This window comes from Kitasatospora sp. NPDC056273, assembly GCF_042268845.1.
Classification (GTDB): domain Bacteria; phylum Actinomycetota; class Actinomycetes; order Streptomycetales; family Streptomycetaceae; genus Kitasatospora.
Map to the genome: position 1 here is coordinate 260,969 of NZ_JBHJSJ010000004.1, position 20,057 is coordinate 281,025.

17 protein-coding genes and 1 pseudogene are annotated in these 20,057 nt (G+C 75.4%); 8 read left to right on the forward strand and 10 right to left on the reverse strand.

Going from position 1 to position 20,057, the window contains the following annotated elements:
- Positions 1–9: 9 nt before the first annotated feature.
- Both ACFCY1_RS05665 and ACFCY1_RS05670 read left to right on the forward strand, forming a co-directional pair.
- The gene (locus ACFCY1_RS05665; protein ID WP_049655195.1) at positions 10–630 is read left to right on the forward strand and encodes a TetR/AcrR family transcriptional regulator; all 621 of its coding nucleotides are present in this window, start codon (positions 10–12) and stop codon (positions 628–630) included.
- Positions 631–779: 149 nt separating this feature from the next.
- Positions 780–3,257 carry a SpoIIE family protein phosphatase gene (locus ACFCY1_RS05670; RefSeq protein ID WP_375873645.1) on the forward strand — a complete coding sequence of 826 codons (2,478 nt, stop codon included), beginning with the start codon at positions 780–782 and terminating at the stop codon, positions 3,255–3,257.
- A 75-nt stretch (positions 3,258–3,332) separates the two neighbouring features.
- On the opposite strand, the gene ACFCY1_RS05675 is transcribed toward ACFCY1_RS05670, so the two are convergent.
- The 7 genes and pseudogenes from ACFCY1_RS05675 to ACFCY1_RS05705 form a co-directional block, all read right to left on the reverse strand.
- Entirely contained in the window at positions 3,333–4,916 is a 1,584-nt protein-coding gene (locus tag ACFCY1_RS05675; protein ID WP_375873646.1) for an MFS transporter, read from the reverse strand.
- Positions 4,917–5,044: 128 nt separating this feature from the next.
- Positions 5,045–5,581, reverse strand: a pseudogene (locus tag ACFCY1_RS05680) (TetR/AcrR family transcriptional regulator); the annotation flags it as partial.
- A 163-nt stretch (positions 5,582–5,744) separates the two neighbouring features.
- Positions 5,745–6,137, reverse strand: coding sequence for a cell division protein SepF (locus ACFCY1_RS05685; RefSeq protein WP_053112231.1), 393 nt, complete (start codon positions 6,135–6,137; stop codon positions 5,745–5,747).
- Between the two features lie 294 nt (positions 6,138–6,431).
- Positions 6,432–6,947, reverse strand: a complete 516-nt coding sequence (locus tag ACFCY1_RS05690) for a DinB family protein (RefSeq protein ID WP_074003846.1) — start codon at positions 6,945–6,947, stop codon at positions 6,432–6,434.
- Positions 6,948–7,027: 80 nt separating this feature from the next.
- Positions 7,028–7,744 carry a TVP38/TMEM64 family protein gene (locus ACFCY1_RS05695; protein ID WP_375873647.1) on the reverse strand — a complete coding sequence of 239 codons (717 nt, stop codon included), beginning with the start codon at positions 7,742–7,744 and terminating at the stop codon, positions 7,028–7,030.
- Positions 7,745–7,829: 85 nt separating this feature from the next.
- The gene (locus ACFCY1_RS05700) at positions 7,830–8,600 is read right to left on the reverse strand and encodes a dienelactone hydrolase family protein (protein ID WP_375873648.1); all 771 of its coding nucleotides are present in this window, start codon (positions 8,598–8,600) and stop codon (positions 7,830–7,832) included.
- 92 nt (positions 8,601–8,692) lie between these two features.
- Positions 8,693–9,943 (reverse strand): MFS transporter, encoded by a 1,251-nt coding sequence (locus tag ACFCY1_RS05705; protein WP_375873649.1) that lies wholly within the window; start codon positions 9,941–9,943, stop codon positions 8,693–8,695.
- A gap of 109 nt (positions 9,944–10,052) precedes the next feature.
- Between ACFCY1_RS05705 and ACFCY1_RS05710 the strand changes: the two genes are divergently transcribed.
- The 6 genes from ACFCY1_RS05710 to ACFCY1_RS05735 all read left to right on the forward strand — a co-directional run bounded on the left by ACFCY1_RS05710 (position 10,053) and on the right by ACFCY1_RS05735 (position 15,230).
- Positions 10,053–11,237 (forward strand): ROK family transcriptional regulator, encoded by a 1,185-nt coding sequence (locus ACFCY1_RS05710; RefSeq protein WP_375873650.1) that lies wholly within the window; start codon positions 10,053–10,055, stop codon positions 11,235–11,237.
- A gap of 105 nt (positions 11,238–11,342) precedes the next feature.
- Positions 11,343–11,759: a molybdopterin-binding protein gene (locus tag ACFCY1_RS05715; RefSeq protein WP_375873651.1), complete on the forward strand. Its 417-nt coding sequence runs from the start codon at positions 11,343–11,345 to the stop codon at positions 11,757–11,759.
- Between the two features lie 86 nt (positions 11,760–11,845).
- The gene (locus ACFCY1_RS05720) at positions 11,846–12,310 is read left to right on the forward strand and encodes a hypothetical protein (protein WP_375873652.1); all 465 of its coding nucleotides are present in this window, start codon (positions 11,846–11,848) and stop codon (positions 12,308–12,310) included.
- Positions 12,307–13,041 (forward strand): glycerophosphodiester phosphodiesterase, encoded by a 735-nt coding sequence (locus ACFCY1_RS05725; protein ID WP_375873653.1) that lies wholly within the window; start codon positions 12,307–12,309, stop codon positions 13,039–13,041. Before ACFCY1_RS05720 ends, ACFCY1_RS05725 begins: the two co-directional genes overlap by 4 nt.
- Positions 13,042–13,176: 135 nt before the next feature.
- Positions 13,177–14,283, forward strand: coding sequence for an AI-2E family transporter (locus ACFCY1_RS05730; RefSeq protein ID WP_375873654.1), 1,107 nt, complete (start codon positions 13,177–13,179; stop codon positions 14,281–14,283).
- Between the two features lie 44 nt (positions 14,284–14,327).
- A complete protein-coding gene (locus ACFCY1_RS05735) occupies positions 14,328–15,230 on the forward strand; it encodes a virginiamycin B lyase (RefSeq protein WP_375873690.1) in 903 nt (300 codons plus the stop codon).
- Here ACFCY1_RS05735 and ACFCY1_RS05740 read toward each other — a convergent pair.
- The 3 genes from ACFCY1_RS05740 to ACFCY1_RS05750 are packed head-to-tail and all read right to left on the reverse strand — an operon-like array spanning position 15,221 to position 19,732.
- Complete coding sequence (locus ACFCY1_RS05740; protein WP_049661076.1) at positions 15,221–15,778, reverse strand: GAF domain-containing protein; 558 nt, start codon at positions 15,776–15,778, stop codon at positions 15,221–15,223. The two genes, ACFCY1_RS05735 and ACFCY1_RS05740, sit on opposite strands and share 10 nt — an antisense overlap.
- Positions 15,762–16,619: a S8 family serine peptidase gene (locus tag ACFCY1_RS05745; protein ID WP_375873655.1), complete on the reverse strand. Its 858-nt coding sequence runs from the start codon at positions 16,617–16,619 to the stop codon at positions 15,762–15,764. Before ACFCY1_RS05745 ends, ACFCY1_RS05740 begins: the two co-directional genes overlap by 17 nt.
- Positions 16,616–19,732 carry an adenylate/guanylate cyclase domain-containing protein gene (locus tag ACFCY1_RS05750; RefSeq protein ID WP_375873656.1) on the reverse strand — a complete coding sequence of 1,039 codons (3,117 nt, stop codon included), beginning with the start codon at positions 19,730–19,732 and terminating at the stop codon, positions 16,616–16,618. The genes ACFCY1_RS05745 and ACFCY1_RS05750 overlap by 4 nt, the downstream gene beginning before the upstream one ends.
- Between the last annotated feature and the right edge of the window lie 325 nt (positions 19,733–20,057).

The following is a 20,057-nucleotide window of genomic DNA, read 5'->3' on the forward strand; positions in this document are numbered from 1 at the left end:
CCCGCCGCCATGACCAGCCACCCCGCCGCCCGCACCCCGCAGCAGGACCGCAGCCGAGCGACCAGGGCCCGGCTGCTCGCGGCGGCCGTGGACTGCCTGGCCGAGCTCGGCTGGCACGGCTCCACCGTCACCGTCGTCGCCGAACGGGCCGGGGTCTCCCGGGGCGCGGCCCAGCACCACTTCCCGACCCGCGAGGACCTCTTCACCGCGGCCGTCGAGCACGTCACCGCCGAGCGGCTGGCAGCCGTCCGCGCCCACGCGGACGAGCTGCCGACCGCCGGCCCCGACCGCACCGGGGCCGTGGTCGACATGATCGTGCGGCTCTACACCGGCCCGCTGTTCCGCGCCGCCCTGCACCTGTGGACCGCCGCCGCCACCGAGGAGGCGCTGCGCGAGCGGATCATCGCCCTGGAGGGCCACGTCGGCCGGGAGGCCCACCGGGCCGCCGTCGAGTTCCTGGACGCCGACGAGAGCCGCCCCGGAGTGCGCGAATCCGTGCAGGCCACGCTGGACCTCGCCCGCGGACTGGGCCTCGCCAACCTGCTCACCGACGACAGCCACCGACGTTCCGGCGTGATCCGGCAGTGGGCGGGCGTTCTGGAGAGTACGCTGCGGCCGGTACGCCCATGACGCCCGTACACCCGGAGCGACCGGACGCCCCCTGACCAAAGGGGTCGCCGGGCGGCCGATGTCCGTGCAGTCTGGAGAAGAATCCCGGCCGGCACCGACCGCGAGGCCCACCCGGCCGGGCACGAGCCGAACCGGGGTGCTGCCTGATCATGCACGGACACGAGTGGGACGCGACCGCCGCCGACCCGGCACCGGGCCGTGCCCCGGTACGTCCCGAGGGCGCGAACCCCGAAGGCCACCGGCTCGTCCCGCTCGCGACGGCGCTGCTCCAGGACGACGGACTGATCCTGCACTGGAGCGAGGACGCCGAGGCCCTGCTCGGCTACTCCGCCGAGGAGGCCGTCGGCAGCTACGCCGCCCAGCTGCTCACCGACGGCTCCGACCGCTCCGAGGTGCTCGGCCTCTTCCAGCGGATCATGACCGGCAGCGGCTGGTCCGGCGTCTTCCCGGTGCGCCACCGCGACGGCCACAAGGTCGAGCTGGAGTTCCGCACCTACCCGATAGCCGGCCCGGCCGGCACCCTGCTGCTGCTCGCCACCGCCTCCGACACCCGCGCCCTGCACGCCGTCGAGGCCGACCTCGCGGTCCTGGACGGCATCTTCGGCCGCTCACCGATCGGCATGGCCGTCTACGACACCGGACTGCGCTACATCCGGATCAACGAGGCACTCGCCCGGATGAACGGGGTGCCCGTCGCCGCCCACCTCGGCCGCCGGATATCCGCCGTCCTGCCCGGCATCAACAGCGCCGAGATCGAGCAGATCATGCGCCAGGTGCTCAAGACCGGCAAGCCCGTCGTCGACGCCCGCTCGCACGGCCGGGTCCCCGGCGACCCCCGGCGGGACCGCGCCTGGTCCGCCTCCTACTTCCGGCTCGAGGACTCCACCGGCCGGATCTTCGGGGTCTGTTCCTCGATCATCGACGTCACCGAGCGCTTCCAGGCCGAGGCCCGTGCCGCCCGGGCCCAGGAACGGCTCGCCACCATCGCCGAGGCGACCGCCCGGATCGGCACCACCCTCGACCTCCAGCGCACCGCCGAGGAACTGATCGAGGCCGTCGTCCCCCGGTTCGCCGACTTCGCCACCGTCGACCTGCTGGAGCCGGTGCTGCGCGGCGCCGAGCCCACCGCGATCCCCTCCGACCGGAACGTCACGCTCCGCGCCGTCGCCGTCGGGGAGTCCTACGAGAGCGGCCTCGCGCACGCCGTGGACGTGGTCGGCGAGACCTCCGAGTACGCCCCCGACCGCAGCTACACCCAGTGCCTGCGCGCCGGGAAGCCGCTGCTGCGCACCCACGTGGACGAGGACGTGCTGCGCGGGCTGGTCTCCAGCGAGGACCGGGTGGCCCCCGGGATGGCGGCGGGCATCCACTCGTACCTGATGGTGCCGATCACCGCCCGGGGCATGGTGCTCGGCGGCTCCGAGTTCATCCGGATGCGCAACCCCGAGCCGTTCACCGCCGCCGACGTCGCCCTCGCCGAGGAACTGGTCGCCCGCACCGCGCTGGCCCTCGACAACGCCCGGCTCTACCGCCGCGAGCGGGAGACCGCCCTCACCCTCCAGCGCAGCCTGCTGCCGCAGGAGGTGCACCGCACCCTCGGCCTGGAGATCGCCTACCGCTACCTGCCCAGCAGCGTGGTCAGCGAGGTCGGCGGCGACTGGTTCGACGTGGTGCCGCTGTCCTGCGGGAGAGTCGCCCTGGTGGTCGGCGACGTGATGGGCCACGGCATCCGGGCCGCCGCCACGATGGGCCAGCTGCGCACCGTCGCCCGGACCCTCGCCACCCTCGACATGCCGCCGGAGCAGGTCCTCACCCGGCTGGACGAGACCGCCTCGGGAATCGGCGAGGGCCAGTTCGCCACCTGCATCTGCGCGGTGTACGACCCGCTGGAGCGCACCGTCCAGGTCGCCTCGGCCGGGCACCTGCCGCCGGTCCGGGTCGCCCCCGACGGCACCGCCGCCCGGGTGGACGTGCCGCCCGGGGTGCCGCTGGGCGTCGGCGGGGTGGCCTTCGAGTCGATCGAGTTCACCATCCCCGAGGGCGGCATGGTCACGCTCTACACCGACGGCCTGGTCGAGCGGCGCGGCGAGGACCTGGACGCCGGGATCGACCGGCTCGCCAGCACCCTCTCCGGCCCCGGCCGGACCCTGGAGGAGAACTGCGACGCCGTCCTCGCGGCGCTGGTCACCGACGGCACCGAGGACGACATCGCGATGATCATGGCCCGGGTGCTGCCGCTGCCCGCCGACCGGGTCGCCACCCTGCCGCTGTCCGGCGGCGGCCGGCTGCCCGGCAGGGCCCGCCGCTTCACCCGCGCCACCCTGGAGGCCTGGGGCCTGGCCGCGCTCACCGACTACGCCGAGCTGCTGGTCAGCGAGCTGGTCACGAACGCCCTGCTGCACGCCGACGCCCCGCGCCGGCTTCGGCTGTTCCGCGACCGGGTGCTCACCCTGGAGGTCGCCGACGCCGGCGGCCAGACCCCACAGCTGCGCCCGTTCGCCGAGCAGGACGAGGGCGGGCGCGGGATGTTCCTGGTCAGCGAGCTGGCCCAGCGCTGGGGCAGCAGGCTCACCCGGGACGGCAAGGTGGTCTGGGCCGAGCTGGAGCTGCCCTTCGGGGTCTCGTAGGTCCCGTAAGGAACGGTGGTTCCGTACACGAGAACGGCCGTTCCCCCCGGGGGAACGGCCGTTCTCGGTGCGCTGTTACGCCTTGACGCTCGGCTGCGCGGCCGACACGTCGACGGCGCCCTCCGGGCCGGTCCCGGCGCCCGCCTCCGCCCCGGCCGTCGGCTCGGACAGCCCGCGCAGCAGCCGCCAGGCCATCACGGCCGCGCCGACCAGCAGCGCGGCGGCCAGCAGCCCGGCGCTGTTCATGCCGTGGACGAAGGACTCCCGGGCGCTCGCCAGCAGCGGCTGGGCGAGCTCCGGGGAGAGGCCCTGCGCCGTCTCGACGGCCGAGCCCAGCGATTCGCCGGCCCGGGCGGCCGCCGCCGGGTCCGTCCCGGCCGGGACCGCCAGCCCGTTCGCGTAGATCGAGCCGACCACCGAGCCCACCAGCGCGATGCCGAGCGCGGTGCCCAGCTCGTACGCCGTCTCCGAGACCGCCGAGGCGGCGCCGGCCTTGTCGGCGGGCGCGGCGTTCAGCACCAGGTCGGCGCCGAGCGTGTAGACCACGCCCTCGGCCGTCCCGACCAGCAGGAAGGAGGCGGCCAGCAGCAGGTAGGTGGTGTCCTGCTCCAGCCAGCCGAGCGCGCCCACGCCCAGACCCATCGCCAGCAGACAGGCCGTCAGCGCCTTGCGGGCACCGTAGCGGCGGGCGATCAGGGCGGTCAGCAGGCCGCCGACCACCGATCCCGCGAAGGCCGGCAGCTCGGCCAGGCCCGCCTGGAGCGGCTGGTAGCCGCGGACCAGCTGGAGGTACTGCGAGACCACGAAGATCACGCCGGAGAGCCCGATCAGGGAGATCAGCGAGGCCGACACGGCCGCGGTGAACCGCCGGTCGCGGAACAGCCGGACGTCGAGCAGCGGGGTCTCCAGCCGCAGCTGGCGGCGGACGAACACGAACAGCGCGGCGGTGCCCAGCACGAAGGCGACCGGCACGTCCCAGCGGTCCACGCCGTGCGCGGCGGCCTCCTTGACCGCGTACACCGCGCCGATCACGCCGGCCATCGACAGGACGACGCTCAGCACGTCCCAGCGGCCCGGCTTCGGGTCCTTGGACTCCGGCAGCAGCCAGGCGCCGAACACCAGCAGCAGGATCAGCACCGGGATGTTCAGCAGGAACACCGAACCCCACCAGAAGTGCTCCAGCAGCACCCCGCCGACCACCGGCCCGAGGGCGGCCCCGGCGGTGGCGGCCGCACCCCAGATGCCGATCGCGGTGGCCCGCTCCCGGTCGTCCGGGAAGAGGCCGCGGATCAGCGAGAGCGTGGAGGGCATGATCGTCGCCCCGGCCACGCCGAGCAGGGCGCGGGCCACGATCAGCCAGCCGGCGCTCGGCGCGTAGGCGGCCAGCAGCGAGGCGGCGCCGAACGCGGCGGACCCGGCCAGCAGCAGCTTCTTGCGGCCGATCCGGTCGCTCAGGGCGCCCATGCTGACCAGCAGGCCGGCCAGCACGAAGGAGTAGGAGTCGCCGATCCAGAGCAGCTGGGTGCCGCTGGGGCGCAGCGTCTCGCTGATGGACGGGATGGCGAGGGAGAGGACGGTCGCGTCCAGGGCGACCACGGTCACGGCCAGGACGAGGACGGCGAGGCCGGTCCAGCGCTGGCGGGCGGTCAGGGTGTTCATGGTGTATCGGTGTCCGGCCTGTGGTCGGCGGTGCTGTGGATGGGGGTGGTGACGGCAGCGGTGCTGCGGTCGACGGCGCTGGGGGTGGCGCTTTGGGCGGCAGGGACGGGCGTCCGCGCGTCCGGTCTGCGCAGCGCGCCGCCGAGGAACAGCTCGGCGAGCGAGAAGGCGGCGTCGCGCGGGGCGAGCCGGCCGTCCTGGATGGACCAGCCGACGCCGGCCACCAGGTCGAAGAAGGCCTCGCTCAGCCAGGCGGCGCTCAGCTCGATGCGGAACACGCCCTGCTGCTGGCCGCGCAGGAAGAGCGCGTGCAGCCGGGCGATCTGGACCTCCCAGAGGTCGTTGATGTCGTCGTTCTCGTAGAGCTGGTTCTCTCCGGCCAGGAAGGCGCAGAGCATGGCGTCCGGCACGGAGGCGTCCACCAGACGGCGCAGCGCGGCCTCGGCGTCGCCCTCTTCGACCTCGGCGGTGTCCAGTGCGGCGGCGAACCGGCGCAGCCCGAGCAGGCCGACCTCGCGGATCAGCGCGTCGCGCCCCGGGAAGAGCCGGTGCAGCGTGGCGCGGCTGATGCCGGCGGCGCGCGCGATCTCGTCCAGGTGGGCGGTCGGGCGGCGGGAGAGCACGCCGACGGCGGCTTCGAGGACGGTGTCGCGGTCGGTGGCCATGGACCGAGTCTAGTTCATATGAGACACCGATGTCTCATTCTTTTGTTCGAGCTCTCAGGTGAGGCGCAGACCCTCGGTGCTCGGACAGCAAAAAACCGGGGACGGTGGTGTACCGTCCCCGGTTCCGGGATGCCTGTGCGGTGAGCCCTCGCGGGGCGGCGGCTCAGCTCTGGTTGTAGAAGCCGGTGTCGTCCATCGGGCGGTCGATCACCATGACCTCGACGTCGGCCGGGGTGAGCAGGAAGACCCTCCGGGCGATCCGCTCGATGCCGCCCCGGGTGCCGAAGATCAGCCCGGAGGCGAAGTCGACCATGCGCTTGGCCTCGGCCTCCGACATCTCGGTGAGGTCCATGACCACCGGGATGCTCGCCCGGATGTGCTCACCGACCGTCCGGGCCGCCTCGAAGCCCGTCGGCCGCAGGGAGACGATCTTCGTGGGCGCGGGGGCGGCCGGAACCGTCTCCTGATCGACCCACTCGTCGTCGTACACCGCGGCCGGGTAGTTCCCCGAGGGCATCAGCCACCCGTTGTGGTGCTCGTCGCGAAGTGCTCCCATGCCGCGCCTCCCTGCCTCGTCCCGTCCTGGTCCCCCGGGGGTGCGTGCCGTTCTTGACACGTCATCCACTCGTCGGAACTGTCCGAGTATCGCACTGTTCACCGGTCCCGTGCCCGCTCGCAACCCCCGTACGAGTCGTGCCGCGCCGGAAACCCGGGCGAACCCGGGCACTCCCACTGACGCGGCGCAGCGCCGTACGGTTGCGCGCGTTGACCTTATCGGTCGCGGTCACGGCGTAATTGACCTTCTGTCAACAATGCGGAAACGATTTCACCCGCGGTGTCACCCGCAGGGTCACTCGCCGGTCGATCCGTCGATCAATTCGCGCAGAAGATCCGCGTGGCCGTTGTGTCGGGCGTACTCCTCGATCATGTGGGTGAGGATCCAGCGCAGCGTCACCGGCCGGCCGCGGCGCGGCTTCTTGCCGACGGTCTCAAGCGGCAGGCCGGCGGCGGCGCTGCGGGCGGCCTCGACCTCGGCGCGCCAGACGGCGAAGTCGGCCGCGACGTCGGCGGTGTCGACGTCGTCGAAGTCGCCGTCCTCGTTCTCCTTGGTCCAGAAGTGCCCCTCGGCGTTCTCCTGGCCGAGCAGGACGGACTGGAACCAGTACTGCTCCACCTCGGCCATGTGCCGGACCAGGCCCAGCAGCGAGAGGTTGGACGGCGGGACGGAGCGCAGCCGCAGCTGGTCGTCCGTCAGGCCCTCGGTCTTCAGCGCGAGGGTGTGGCGGTGGTAGTCGAGGAAGGCGTGCAGGGTGGCGGCCTCGTCGGCCGTCATCGGCGGGTCCACCCGCGGGTCCGGTGCAGTCATGCGCGCCATCCTGGCCTCCGGCGGCGCACCGGCGCGAACGATTTTGTCCTGGTGGGCGGCCGTGGACAGGGTGGCCGGGTTCAGCCGGCCGTCGCCCGGCGGCGGGTCCGGGCCGCCCGCCACAGGCCCACCACGCTGCCCAGCACCAGCAGCGCGATCACCCCCGCCGACAGCAGGAAGGCCGCCGAGCCCGGCCGGCCCGCGCTGGCCGCCGCCGTGACGTACACCGCCGTGGTCGGCACCACGCCGATCGCGGTGGCGAGCACGAAGGGCAGGAAGCGGACCCCGGAGAAGGCCGCGCCGTAGTTGGCCGCCTGGAACGGCATGCCGGGCAGCAGCCGCAGCACCAGCACGCTGCGGAAGCCCTGTTCGGTGAACCGCCGGTCCAGCGCCCCGAGCACCTTCCCGCGCAGGTACGGGCGGAGCGCCTCGCGGCCGAGGCCCCGGCCGAGCACGAAGGCCAGGGCGGCGCCGACCGTGGTGCCGAGCACCGCCAGCAGCACGCCCTGCTGGATGCCGAGCAGCAGCCCGGCCGCGGCGTTCAGGGCCGGCCGGGGCACGAAGGCGAGCGTCCCCACCGCGTAGACCAGGGCGAACAGCGGGCCGAACCAGTAGCCCGGCATCCGGTCCGCCAGCCCGCCGGACAGCAGCTCCGTCGGGCTCCACAACAGGAGCGAGCCGGCCGCCGCCGCGAGCACCGCGACCAGCAGGGCGAACCGCCACCACGGGGAACGCGGCGCGATGGCGGGCACCTGCGGTGCGAGGGGCGGGACGGGAACGGCATCGGGCTCGAACACCGCCCGAGCCTAACCGGTCCCGGGCCCCGGCCCCGCCGCCGTCCATGCCCCGGTCCAAGGCTTGGGGCGGGGGCCGGATCCGGGTTCAGCGCGGCCGGGCGAGGAAGCCCAGCAGGCGCTGCCACGCGTCCCGGGCCGCGTCGGCGTGGTCGACCGCGGCGAGCTCGAAGAAGTTGTGCGGCGCCCCCGGATAGGTGACGAAGGTGTGCGGGCAGCCGGCCGCGGTGAGCGCGGCGTCGAAGGCCTCGACGGCGGCGGCCGGGATGTGCTCGTCCGCGCCGCCCCAGAGGGCGAGGACCGGGGCGGTCAGCTCCGCCGCGAGCTGGGTCGGCCCCGGGGCGCCGTGGAGGGTGTCCGGGTAGCCGTAGAAGCCGACCGCGCCGGCCAGGCCGAAGCGCGGCGCGGCGGTCCGGAAGGCCTGTCGGCCGCCGAAGCAGAAGCCGAGCGCGACCACCTCGGCGGGCCCGGCGGCGCGCAGCCGTTCCAGCGCTGCGGTGATGTCGGCGTCCAATCCCTCGGGGGTGAGCGCGAGCAGGTGGGGGAGCAGGTCCGGCAGTTCGCCGAATTCCGCCGGGCGCTTTTCCGGGAAGGCTCCGGCGGTGCGGCCGTAATAGTCGAGGACGAGCGCCGGGTGGCCCTGTTCGGCGAGCCGGGCGGCGGTCTGCCGGTAGAACGGGGAAAGGCCCCTGTTGTCCGGCAGGACGAGCACGCCGACTCCGGTGGCGACCTCCGGGCGGGCCAGGAAGGCGCCGAACCGGGTGCCGTCGGCCGAGGTCAGGGTCAGTGGGGCGGCCTCGGCCAGCGGCCACGGGGCGGGACCGGGGGCGGGCGGGGCGGCGTCCGGGTCGTAGCACACGGGGAATCCCTCTCGCGGAGCACGAAAACCGCCGGACGCGGCGCGCCCGGCGGTTCGAGACTTTAGCGGGGAATTCCCTCAGGAATTCATCATCATATCGTGGAGAGATCTTTTCCGGAAGGCTTTTCCGGTGACGTTGCGGTCACGTTTTCGCCGCCGGAATTCCGTTCGGCCAGCCGCAGCGCCCCGGCGCTCAGCAGCAGGGCGAAGGCGAGCGCGGTGACCAGTCCGAAGGAGACGGTCAGCGAGGTGGCCTGGGCGAGGGCGCCGATGACCGCGGGGGCGATCAGGCCGGAGGTGTAGGTGACGGTGGCGACGCCCGCGATGGCCTGGCTGGGGTTGCTGCCGATCCGGCCGGCTGCGGCGAAGGCGAGCGGGACGATCACCGCGATGCCGATGCCGAGGAGGGCGAACCCGGGGATGGCCAGCGCCGGGCTGTCGGCGGCGACCACCAGCAGGCCGCCGACGGTGGCCACGGCGCCGCCGATGCGGGTGGTGCGGACGGCGCCGAGCCGGCGGATCGCCGCGTCCCCGGCGAGCCGGCTGACCGCCATGGTGAGCGAGAAGGCGGTGTACGAGGCGGCGGCGACGGTGGCCGAGGCGCCGGTGACGTCCCGCAGGTAGACGCCGCTCCAGTCCATCGAGGCGCCCTCGGCGAAGACCGCGCAGAAGCCGACCAGCCCGATCACCAGCGAGCTGCGCGGTGGCAGCGCGAACCGCGGCGGCTCCTCCGCGCCCTCGTGCGCCCGGATGTCGGGCAGGCCGCGGCAGACCGGCTGGGCGAGGGCGAGCAGGACCAGCGCGGTGACGGCCAGCTGGAGCCGGGCGTCGAGGTCCAGGTGGGCGGCGAGGATGCCGAAGGCGGAGGCCAGCAGGCCGCCCGCGCTCCACATCCCGTGCAGTCCGGACATGATCGAGCGGCCGAGCCGCTCCTCGATCTCCACGCCCTGGGCGTTCATCGCGACGTCCGCCATCCCGGCCGCGGCGCCGTACACCAGCAGGGCCGCGCACAGCACCGGCAGCGAGGGGGCGAGCGCGGGCAGGGCGAGGGCCAGGCACCAGAGCGAGATCAGCCCGCGCACCGCGGCCCGGCCGCCGTAGCGGTGCACGAAGCGGCCGGCCAGCGGCATGGCGAGGGAGGAGCCGATGGCGGGCATGACCAGGGCCAGGCCGAGCTGGCCGGTGGAGAGGTCGAGGCGGTCCTGGAGCCACGGGATGCGGGTGACGAAGCTGCCGCTGACGGCCCCGTGCACGCAGAAGACCAGGGCGATGCTGGCCCGGGCGCGGCGGGGTGCGCTCAGCGGTTCCGGCGGTGGCGGTGGTGGCGCGGTGGTCCCGTTCATGGGGTGTTCCCTCCCGGTCGCGCGGTGTGGGGCGCGACAGTGCCCTGTGACGGTCGATAAACTATCAGGAAGGGACCCTGATAGAAACACTCTGGAAGGATGATCCGCCATGACCATCGCGCGTACGGCCACGCCGAGCACCGCCCGGGCGATCAACGACCGGCTGGCACTCAACCTCCTGCTCGAACAGGGTCCGCTGACCGCGACCGAGTTGCGCGGCCTCACCGGCCTGTCCCGGCCGACCGTCGCCGACCTGCTCGAACGGCTCCAGCGCACCGGCCTGGTGGCCGTCGTCGGCGAGCGCGGGGAACAGCGGCGCGGCCCCAACGCCCGGCTCTACGCGCTGGTCGCCTCCCGGGCCCACCTCGCCGCCTTCGACGTCCGCTCCGGCGGCGTCAGCCTGGTCGTCGCCGACCTGGCCGGGCGCAGCCTGGCCACCGCCGAGGTCCCGGTCGAGGGGGACGGCGGGCCGGACACCGCCGGGGAGATCGTCGCCACCCTGCTGGAGACCGCGCGCGGCGCCGGCGTCGACCGGCTGCACACCGTCGCGGTCGGCGCCCCCGGGCTGGTCGACCCGGCCACCGGGCGGCTGCAGAGCACCGGCAAGCTCCCCGCCTGGCACGCCGAACTCCTCGCCGAGCTGCGGCGGCTGCCCGGCACCGAGGTGATCCTGGAGAACGAGGTCAACCTGGCCGGGCGGGCCGAGTACCGGGTCGGCGCCGCGCGCGACCGCGACACCTTCGTCCTGCTCTGGCTGGGCCACAGCGTCGGCGCCGCCGTGATCCTGGACGGGCGGCTGCGCCGGGGCTTCTCCGGCGGCACCGGCGAGATCTGCTTCCTGCCCGTCCCCGGCACCGTCGGCCTGCCCAGCGCCGACAGCTGCGAGGGCGGCTTCCACGGCCTGGTCGGCAGCGCCGCGATCTGCGCGCTGGCCCGCGCCCACGGGCTGCCCGCCGACCCGGCCGGGGACGCCCCCGCCGCCGAGGCCGCCGTCCGGGCCGCCCTCGCGGCCGGCGAGGCGGGCGGGGGCTTCCTGGACGAGCTGGCCGAGCGGATCGCGATCGGCGCGGCGAGCGTCTGCGTGGTGCTGGACCCCGGCTGCGTGGTGCTCGGCGGCGAGATAGGCCGGGCCGGCGGGCCGGAGCTGGCCGGCCGGGTCGAGCGGCGGCTGGCGCTGCTCTCCCCGCTGAGCACCGAGGTGCGGGCCGGTACGGCGGGCGGCGGCGCGGTGCTCGCCGGGGCGGTGCTCACCGCCGGGGACGCGGCACGGCGCGACCTCTTCGGCGAGCCATAAGGTATGCCGTGGGGCGGCCCTCACATGATCGTCCGTACCGCGGGTACGGCAGGATGGCGCGGGGGCGCCCGCCCCGAGAACCCGAACCACCGTCAGGAGACGCACATGGGCGAGCCCGAGGTGCCGGCCAACCCGTACCGCATCGGCGAGGCCGCGGCGCTGCTCGGCGTCAGCGCCGACACCATGCGGCGCTGGGTGGACGCCGGGCGGGTCGCCGCCGCGCGGGACGAGCACGGGCACCGGATCATCCCGGGGGCCGAACTCGCCGCCTTCGCGCGGGAGTTGGCCCGGCCGGAGAACGCCGAGGCGGAGGGCCGGCCGTCCTCGGCGCGCAACCGCTTCCCGGGGATCGTCACCGACGTGGTGCTGGGCGACGTGGCCGCGCAGGTGGAGATCCAGGCCGGGCCGTTCCGGGTGGTGTCCCTGATCAGCCGGGACTCGGCGGTGGAGCTCAACCTGGTCCCCGGTGCGCCCGCCACGGCGGTCATCAAGTCCACCAATGTGATGATCGAACGCCGCTAGCCGGCCCGGTGGATCCCCGCGGATCCCTCCGCAGCCCCCTGTAACCCCCTTCGTACGAGTCCCGGAACGAACCGAGAGGCGCCCGGATGCCACCCCCGCACCTGCCGACCACCCAGAGCGCCGTGCTCGCGATCGAGGCCGTGGCCGCCCGGCACGGCCGCACCGTCCGCGCCCAGCACGACATCGGCCGCGACCGGACCTTCGCCGGGCTGGTCGGCCCGGACGGTCCGGGCGGCTCGGGCGGCTCGCTCGGGGAACTGGACGCCATCCCGCACGAGGCGCTGCTGGAGTTCGACGGCCGCCCCGCCGTCACCGTCCGGCTGTTCACCCACGACGAGGTCGCCGTGACCGTCGAGGGCATCGCCTTCGACGTCGACCGCGACCGCGTCCCCGGCTTCCTGAACGCCGTCTGGTCCGACCTGGTGCACGTCAAGGCGCGCACCTTCCCGCCGTCCACCACGCTGATCGTCACCGTCCCCGGGGAGCCGAGCCACCGCGAGGACATCGGCGTCCACAGCCTCACCCCCTGGCTCTCGGGAAGGATCCGATGAACGCCGCCGCCAAGCCGCTCGCCGCCGGAACGCTCGCCGCCAAGCCGCTGGCCGTCGCCCACCGGGGCGACCCGTACCGCTTCCGCGAGAACACCCTGCCCTCCGTCGAGTCCGCGCTCGCCGCCGGGGCCGACGCCGTCGAGGTGGACGTCCAGCTCACCCGCGACCGGGTGCCCGTCCTGCTGCACGACCGCACCCTGGAGCGGCTCTGGGGCGACGCGCGGTCGATCGACCGGGTCACCGCCGACCAGCTGGAGGAGCTGCGGCAGGGGCCGCTCGCCGTCCCCACCCTGGCCGAGGCGGTCAAGGCGGTGACGGCCGTCGAGGGCCGCCGGCTGCTGATCGACCTGGACGACGCGGGCCCGGCCGCCGCCGCCTGGTCGGTCGTCACCGGGCTCGGCGCCGAGGCGGCGGTCGCCTTCTGCGGCCCCACCACCGCCATGCTCGCGGTGCGCGAACTGAGCCCGGACGCCGAGATCGCGCTCACCTGGAAGCAGCCCCGGATGCCGGTGCGCGCCCTGCTGGACGACCTGCGCCCGCGCTACCTCAACCCGCCGTTCGGCCTGGTCACCCCCGAGTTCACGGCCGCCGCGGCGGAGCGGGGGCTCGCCGTCTCCACCTGGACCGCCGACCTGCGCCGCACCATGCGCCGGCTGCGCGACACCGGGGTCGCGTCCATCACCTCCAACCGGATCGGCGTCCTGCGCTCGGTGCTGGACGGCCGCCGCTGACCGGAGCGGTGCTCGGCCGGAGGGCGCCCGGGTCGCCCGTTCGGGTGCTCCCGGCCGATCCGCCGCGCGGCCCGTCGGAACCTCTGCTGAGCTGGGGCGGTTCGGAATCGTCGACGACCCCCGGCGGAGGTGGCCGTGTCCGTGGAGCGCGCGCCCGGCGAGCAGCGGCAGCCGGACGACCGCAGGCCGTACCTGATGCTGCCGCCCGGGCTGCGGCAGGCGGCGGCCTGGTCGGTGGCGGTGATCCTGCTGATCGCCGTCGCCTCGCTGGTGGTCTTCGCGCTGGTCGAACTGCGGGCCGCGACCGTGCCGTTCGTCCTGGCGCTGCTCGGGGCCTCGCTGCTCTACCCGGTGGTGCCGTGGCTGGTGGGCCGGGGCGTGAGCCGGAGCCTGGCGGCCGGGCTGACCTGCGTGGTGCTGGTGGTCGCGGTCAGCGGGGTGATCGCGCTGCTGGTCAACTCGCTGGTGCACAGCGCCCCGCAGATCGCCTCCTCGCTCCAGGAGGCCGGGCAGCGGCTGGCCGACTGGCTGGGCCCGCTGGGGGCGAAGATCCGGCACGGCCTGGACAACGCCAAGGGCGAGACCAACTCGCTGGTCTCCACCCTCACCAACGGCGTGCTCTCCGGGCTCGGCCTGCTCACCCAGCTGGTCACCGGCGGGGTGCTGGCGCTGGCCCTGGTGTTCTTCTTCCTCCGGGACGGCCACCGCACCGGCGACGCCATCCGCTCCTACCTGCCCGAGCGCAGCGCCACGACGGTGATCGCCTGCGCGGAGCGGGCCTTCGACGCGATGGCCGGGTTCATGCGGGGCACCACCCTGATCGCGCTGATCGACGCGGGCTTCATCACCATCGGCCTGATCGCCCTCGGGGTGCCGGGCGCGCCCGGGCTCGGCGCGCTGGTCTTCATGGGCGCCTACATCCCCTTCGTCGGGGCCTTCCTGTCCGGCACGGTGGCCGTGCTGGTGGCGCTCGCCGACGGCGGCCTGGGTACGGCGCTCTGGGCGCTGGGCGTGGTGCTCGCGGTGCAGATGATCGAGGGCAACGTCCTCCAGCCGGTCATCCAGAGCCGGACGGTGGAGCTGCATCCGGCCACCATCATGGTCGCCGTGGTGGCCGGCTCGGGCATCGCCGGGATCATCGGCGCCCTGCTCGCGGTGCCGGTCTGCGCCGCCGTGATGGGCGTCATCTCGGTGCTGCGGGGGGACCCGGACGCGCGGGAGAAGTCGGTTGCCGGGCCGTGACCCGTTGTGCGAGCATCGCTAATGCGATTTGAGTCGCGATAGTGATGCGGAGGGGTTGCGTGGAACTGTTCGAGGTGGCCGAGGCGGGGGCCGGGCCGTACGGGGTGGCCGTGGGGCCCGACGGGGGCGTGTGGTTCACCCTGGTGCACGCCGGGGAGATCGGGCGGCTGGCCGCGGACGGGACGGTCGAGCGCTTCGGCCTCGGCGCGCCGGGGTGCGGGCCCGCGGTGATCACGGCGGGGCCGGACGGGGCGCTCTGGTTCAGCCGGATGCGGGACCACCGGATCGGTCGGATCACGGTGGACGGGACGGCGACGTCCTTCGCGCTGCCGACGGAGGAGGCCGGGCCGTACGGGATCGCCGCCGGGCCCGACGGGGCGCTCTGGTTCACCGAGCTGAACGCCGGCCGGATCGGGCGGATCACCGTGGCCGGTGAGGTCACGGAGTTCCCGCTGCCGCTCGCCGGGGCCTTCCCGTCGCTGATCACGGCCGGGCCGGACGGGGCGCTGTGGTGCACGCTCAACCAGGCCGACGCCGTCGCCCGGATCACCGTCGACGGCCGGGTGACCGTCCACGGGCTGCCCACCGGGGGCACCGCGCCGGTCGGCATCACCGCCGGGACGGACGGCGCGCTCTGGTACGTCGGCATCGGCGGCGGGCTGGTCGGGCGGATCACCGTGGACGGCGAGGTGACCGAGTACCCGCTGGCCGACCGCGCGGCCCGCCCGCACGCGATCGCGGCCGGGCCGGACGGCCGGCTCTGGTTCACCGAGTGGGGCGCCGGCCGGATCGGGGTGCTCGGCCCGGACGGGCGGCTCGGCGGCCACCCCCTCCCGGGCGGGGGCGCCGAACCGCACGGCATCGCCGTCGCCCCGGACGGCACGGTGTACGCGGCGCTGGAGCGCGGGCAGCTCGCCCGGCTGGACGGCGCGCCCGGTCAGGGCTGACGCCGCAGCAGCTCCTCCAGGTCGGCGAGCAGGCCGAGGGCGGCGGCCCGGTCGGGGGCCGGCTCCGGGGCGGGGGAGCGCTCGGCGATCACCCGCAGGGCGGCGGCGGCCTGACGGGCGAACATGGCCAGCAGGTCCAGCTCGGGCAGGCTGGCGCGGGCCTGCGGGGCCGGGTCCAGCACCTCCAGGACGCCGAGCACCCGGCTGCCGTGGGTGAGCGGGGCGGCCATCAGGGCGGTCGGGACGTACGCGGTGGACTCGGCGAAGTCCCGGTCGAAGGTGCGGTTGGCGCCCAGGTCGTCCACCACCATCGGCTCGCCCGAGGCGGCCACCCAGCCGGCGATCCCCCGGCCGGCCGGGAAGCGGCGGCCCACCAGCGACTCCTCGCCCCGGCCGGAGACGGCCTGGAAGACCAGCTCCCCGGCCGCCTCGTCGAGCAGGCACACCGAGCCGGCCTGGGCGCCGAAGATCGCCCGGGCGACGTCCACCACGGACTGGAGCAGCTCGCGGGCCAGCGGGTCGACGGCGGGGTCAGTGCTGAGGGTCATCGGGCGCCTCCGGGGTGGGGGTGGAAGGGACCTGGACGTTGGCCGCGGTGAGGTAGAGCGCGCTCTTCAGCTGGAAGGTGGTCAGCCTCGGCCGCCGGGACAGGATGCGGGCGCAGAGCCCGGCCACGTACGGGGTCGCGAAGCTGTTGCCGGTGGTGCGGATGGTGGCGCCGCCGAGCCAGGGCACCCGGACGTTCTGGCCGGGGGCGAAGAACTCCACCGGCGGCGCCGGGTTGTACAGGTGCAGCTCCGGGTCCTCCTCCTGGTGGCTTCCCACCGAGATGACCGAGGAGAAGCGCCACGGGTAGCTCTCCACCGGGGTGTTGTGGGCGGAGGCGACGATCGCGGTGCGGGCGAAGAAGGCGTCGTCGGCGATCGCGTGCAGCTGCTCCAGGAAGCGGGTCCGGGTGGTGGAGAGGCTGAGGTTGACCACGTCGAAGCCCTGCCCGACGGCCCAGCGCAGCCCGGCGATCAGCATGTCGCCGGTGCCGGTGAAGCGCTCGCCGAGGACCCGGACGCTGTAGAGCTCGCAGTCCGGGGCGGTGCGGCGGATGATGCCCGCGCAGGCGGTGCCGTGCCCGCAGGTGTCGCCGGCGCTGTCGGGGCGGACGGTCAGCTCCCGGGTGACCGGGTCCTTGACCACCGCCCAGGAGCCCTGCACCGGCCCGACCAGCGGGTGGTCGGGCTCGATCCCGGAGTCGACCACGCAGACCCGGACGCCCTTGCCGGTGCCCCCGGCGTCGGATGCCCCGGCGTCGCTGGCGACGGCGTCGGCGAGCACCGGGAGGTCGGCGGGGGTGCGGTCGCGCAGGCTCCAGGTGAGGCCGGCCGGGCCGCTCACCGGGTGCCCCCGAGCCGCTCGGCGCGCCGAACGCCCGGCAGGTGGCCCTTGGCGGCGAACCGGTCCCGGGCGGTGGCGGCGGCCGCCGCGGCCTCGGCGGGGCGGCCGAGCAGCAGCAGGGCGTGCGCCCGGTCGAGCGCGGTCAGCGCCTGGAGCAGCAGCGACTCGGTGGCCTCGGCTGCGGACAGGGCGGCGGCGGTCAGGTCCAGCGCCGGCGCGGCCTCGCCACGGGCGGCCGCGAGCCGGCCGCGCAGCGCGTCCAGCTCGATCGCGAGCACCGGCGGCAGCGCGGCGACGGCGTCCGCGCCGTCCAGGTGCCGGGCGGCCTGGGCCGGGCGGTCGGTGTCCAGCAGGACCCGGGCGGTGGTCAGGGCGAGGCGCGGCAGCGGGGCGGCGCTGCCCTGGTGGCGGGCGATCTCGGCGGCGTCGGCGAGCAGGTCCAGCGCCTGGCCGCCCTGCCCGAGCGCGGCCGCCGCCTGGGCGGTCAGCGCGGGCAGCGCGATCATCGCCTCGGCCAGCGACAGCTCCCCGGCCAGGCCGTTGGCCTCGGCGAGCAGCAGCTCGGCCTCCTCGGGGCGGTCGCGCAGCGCCAGCAGGACGGCCAGCGGGCCGTTCAGCGCGACCCGGACGGTCCGCCGGCCGGTGCCGTGCTCGGCGAGCAGGGCGCGCAGCCGGAAGGTCGCGTTCGGGACGGGCTCGGGGCCGGCCAGCAGCGAGGCGGCCAGCGCGGCCAGCACGGCGGCCCGGTCCAGCTCGGCGTCGGTGCGGGAGACCTGGCCGAGCGCCCGGTCCAGCAGCTGCTCGGCCTCGGTGTGGCGGCCGGCCAGCAGGTGCTCCTCGGCCAGCCGCAGCCCGGCCCGGGCCTGGCCGAGGTCGTCCCCGGTGTCGGTGAACAGCGGCAGCACGGCGCGGGCGGTCGCGGCGGGCTGGTCCTGGCCGGGCGGCAGGCCGCGGGCGGCCAGCGCGAGCCGGGCGTGCGCGGCGTCCAGCGGGTCGGCGGCCGCGTCCCGCACCTGGGCGAGGACGGGCAGCGCCTCCTCGGCGCGGCCGAGCGCCAGCCGGGCCTCGCCGAGGCGGCGCAGCACCGGGCCGGTGGCGCGCTCGCCCGGGTAGTGCAGCCGCACCGCGCGCTCCAGCAGGTCGGTGGCGGCGGGCAGGTCGGCGCGGGCCAGCGCACCGGCCCCGGCGGTGCCGAGGGCGGTGGCCGCGCGGGTGCGCAGCACGTCGGTGCGGGTGTCCAGCAGGCCGAGTTCCAGTCGGTAGCGGTGGGCGCGCTCCAGGTGGCCGCCGACGGCGGCGTCCCCGGTGGAGCGGACGGCCGGCAGGTCGGCGGCGCGCTCGTGGCGCTCGGCGCGGGCCCGCTTGGACATGGACTGGTAGACCGACTCCTGGACCAGGCCGCTGCTGAACCGGTAGCCGGTGCCGGTCGGTTCGACCAGCCGCAGCTCGGCCAGCCGGGCCAGCGCGGCGTGCAGCCGCGGCGGGGTGTCGTCGACCCAGGCGGACGGGCCGGCCGGCAGGCCGTCGATCGGGCCGGTGAAGACGTCGTCCTGCGGGTCGGCGAAGGCGTCCTGGTCGCTGCCGCCGTGGGCGAGTTCGGCGAGTTCGGCGGCGGTGAAGGCGCGGCCGAGGACGGCGGCGAGGTCGAGGGTGGCGCGCTCGTCGCGCTCCAGCCCGTCGATCTGGGCGCTGAGCAACGCCCGTCCGGTGGGCGGCAGTTCGTCCGTCAGTGCGGGGCCCTCGGTCTCGGTGAGGGCGGCCAGCAGCTCCTCCAGGTGCAGCGGGTTGCCCTCGGCGCGCTCCAGCAGCCGGGTGGGCACCGCGTCCTGGTGGGCGCTCAGCTCGGTCAACTGGGCGGCCAGCAGGGCGGATTCGTCCCAGGACAGGCCGCCGACCGGCAGCGTCGGCAGCTCCGGGCGGGCGGCCGGGAGCTCGGGGCGGGTCAGGCAGAGCAGCAGCACGGGGGCCGCGCCGAGTTCGGCGGCCAGCCGCTCGACGGCGTCCAGCAGCACCGGGCCGGCCCACTGGCAGTCGTCCAGGACCAGGACGGCCGGGCGCTCGACGGTGCGGCCGCGCAGGATCGCGGCCAGCAGCTCCAGCGAGCGGCCGGCGTCGATGCCCGGCGCCGTCGCCTCGTCCAGCCGGGCCAGCGCCTCGGCGGGGGCGGCGCCCTCGGGCTCGTCCAGCAGGGTCCGGACCGCCTCGGCGAGCGGCGCCAGCACGCCCTGCCCGCCGAAGCTGCGGCAGCGGGCGGTGCCGCAGCGCGCGGTGCGCCGGCCCACCCGCTCGCGCCAGTCGCGCACCAGCCGGGTCTTGCCGATGCCCGCCTCGCCGGCCACCAGCAGCAGCTCGGCCCCCTGGCCGCCCGCCACCCGGGCCAACGCGGCGTCCAGCAGGGCCAGTTCGCGCTCCCGGCCGACCAGCGGGACGTCGAAGCGGCGCAGCAGCTCCGGGTCGTCCTCGTCCAGGCCGACCAGGCGGTAGGCGGTGACCGGCTCGGCCTTGCCCTTGAGGTGCAGCGGGCCGACCTCGTCCACCTGGGCGGCCGGGCCGGCCGCGCGCAGCGTCTGCGGGCCGATCAGCACCTGGCCGGGGGCGGCCCGGGTCTGCAGCCGGGCGGCGATGTTCACGGTCTCGCCGGAGATCAGCGCCTGGCGCGCCGAGGCGTCCGAACCCGCCACCACCTGGCCGGTGTTGACACCGATCCGGACGTCCAGCCGGACGCCGAGGGTGGCGTCCAGCTCGGTGTTGAGGTCCTCCACGTCCTCCAGCATGGCGAGCGCGGCGGCCAGCGCCCGGTGGGCGTCGTCCTCGCGGATCACCGGGACGCCGAAGACGGCCATCACGGCGTCCCCGATGAACTTCTCCAGGGTGCCGCCGTGCGCCTCGATCCGGTGGTGCATCCGCTCGAAGTAGCGCAGGACCACCTCGCGCAGGGTCTCCGGGTCGAGCGCGCCGGACAGGGCGGTGGAGTCGACCAGGTCGCAGAAGACCACCGTGACCAGCTTGCGCTCCTCGGCGGCCAGGTCGAGGGCGGCGGCCCGGGGGGTGCCGCAGGAGGGGCAGAACTGGTCGTTGGTGCCGACGAGTTGGGCGCAGAGTGGGCAGGGCATGGTGGCCGTCCTTCGGTCGTCCTTCGCGGTGCGGGGCGTGCGCGGCGAAGCGGAACGGGTGTGCGCGGCGGGGCGGTTGGCGCGGCCCGGTGGTGCGGGCCGGGCGGTGGTGCGGGGTGTGCGCGGCGGGGCGGTGGTACGGGGGCGCGAGCGTTCCGGGCCAGGGTCGCGGGCGCGGCTTCGGGCCCGGTTCGGGAACGCCTGGTAGGCGGTATGGCCGCAGGTGGGACGGGGTGCGGCAGCCTCCCGGGCGGGCCCGCCCGGGGCCCGGAGGGCCGGCGCGGCCGCTCCGACCTGCGGCCATACCGGTTTCCAACCGGCCCCG

Bases quoted from the DNA above. Each gene is read 5' to 3' on its own strand.
- ACFCY1_RS05690 (WP_074003846.1), bottom strand. From the start codon at position 6,947: ATGACTGCACCGGACCCGCGGGTGGACCCGCCGATGACGGCCGACGAG.
- ACFCY1_RS05685 (WP_053112231.1), bottom strand. From the start codon at position 6,137: ATGGGAGCACTTCGCGACGAGCACCACAACGGGTGGCTGATGCCCTCG.
- ACFCY1_RS05720 (WP_375873652.1), top strand. From the start codon at position 11,846: ATGCCACCCCCGCACCTGCCGACCACCCAGAGCGCCGTGCTCGCGATC.
- ACFCY1_RS05750 (WP_375873656.1), bottom strand. From the start codon at position 19,732: ATGCCCTGCCCACTCTGCGCCCAACTCGTCGGCACCAACGACCAGTTC.
- ACFCY1_RS05670 (WP_375873645.1), top strand. From the start codon at position 780: ATGCACGGACACGAGTGGGACGCGACCGCCGCCGACCCGGCACCGGGC.
- ACFCY1_RS05735 (WP_375873690.1), top strand. From the start codon at position 14,328: ATGCGGAGGGGTTGCGTGGAACTGTTCGAGGTGGCCGAGGCGGGGGCC.
- ACFCY1_RS05740 (WP_049661076.1), bottom strand. From the start codon at position 15,778: ATGACCCTCAGCACTGACCCCGCCGTCGACCCGCTGGCCCGCGAGCTG.
- ACFCY1_RS05705 (WP_375873649.1), bottom strand. From the start codon at position 9,943: ATGAACGGGACCACCGCGCCACCACCGCCACCGCCGGAACCGCTGAGC.
- ACFCY1_RS05725 (WP_375873653.1), top strand. From the start codon at position 12,307: ATGAACGCCGCCGCCAAGCCGCTCGCCGCCGGAACGCTCGCCGCCAAG.
- ACFCY1_RS05715 (WP_375873651.1), top strand. From the start codon at position 11,343: ATGGGCGAGCCCGAGGTGCCGGCCAACCCGTACCGCATCGGCGAGGCC.
- ACFCY1_RS05675 (WP_375873646.1), bottom strand. From the start codon at position 4,916: ATGAACACCCTGACCGCCCGCCAGCGCTGGACCGGCCTCGCCGTCCTC.
- ACFCY1_RS05710 (WP_375873650.1), top strand. From the start codon at position 10,053: ATGACCATCGCGCGTACGGCCACGCCGAGCACCGCCCGGGCGATCAAC.
- ACFCY1_RS05665 (WP_049655195.1), top strand. From the start codon at position 10: ATGACCAGCCACCCCGCCGCCCGCACCCCGCAGCAGGACCGCAGCCGA.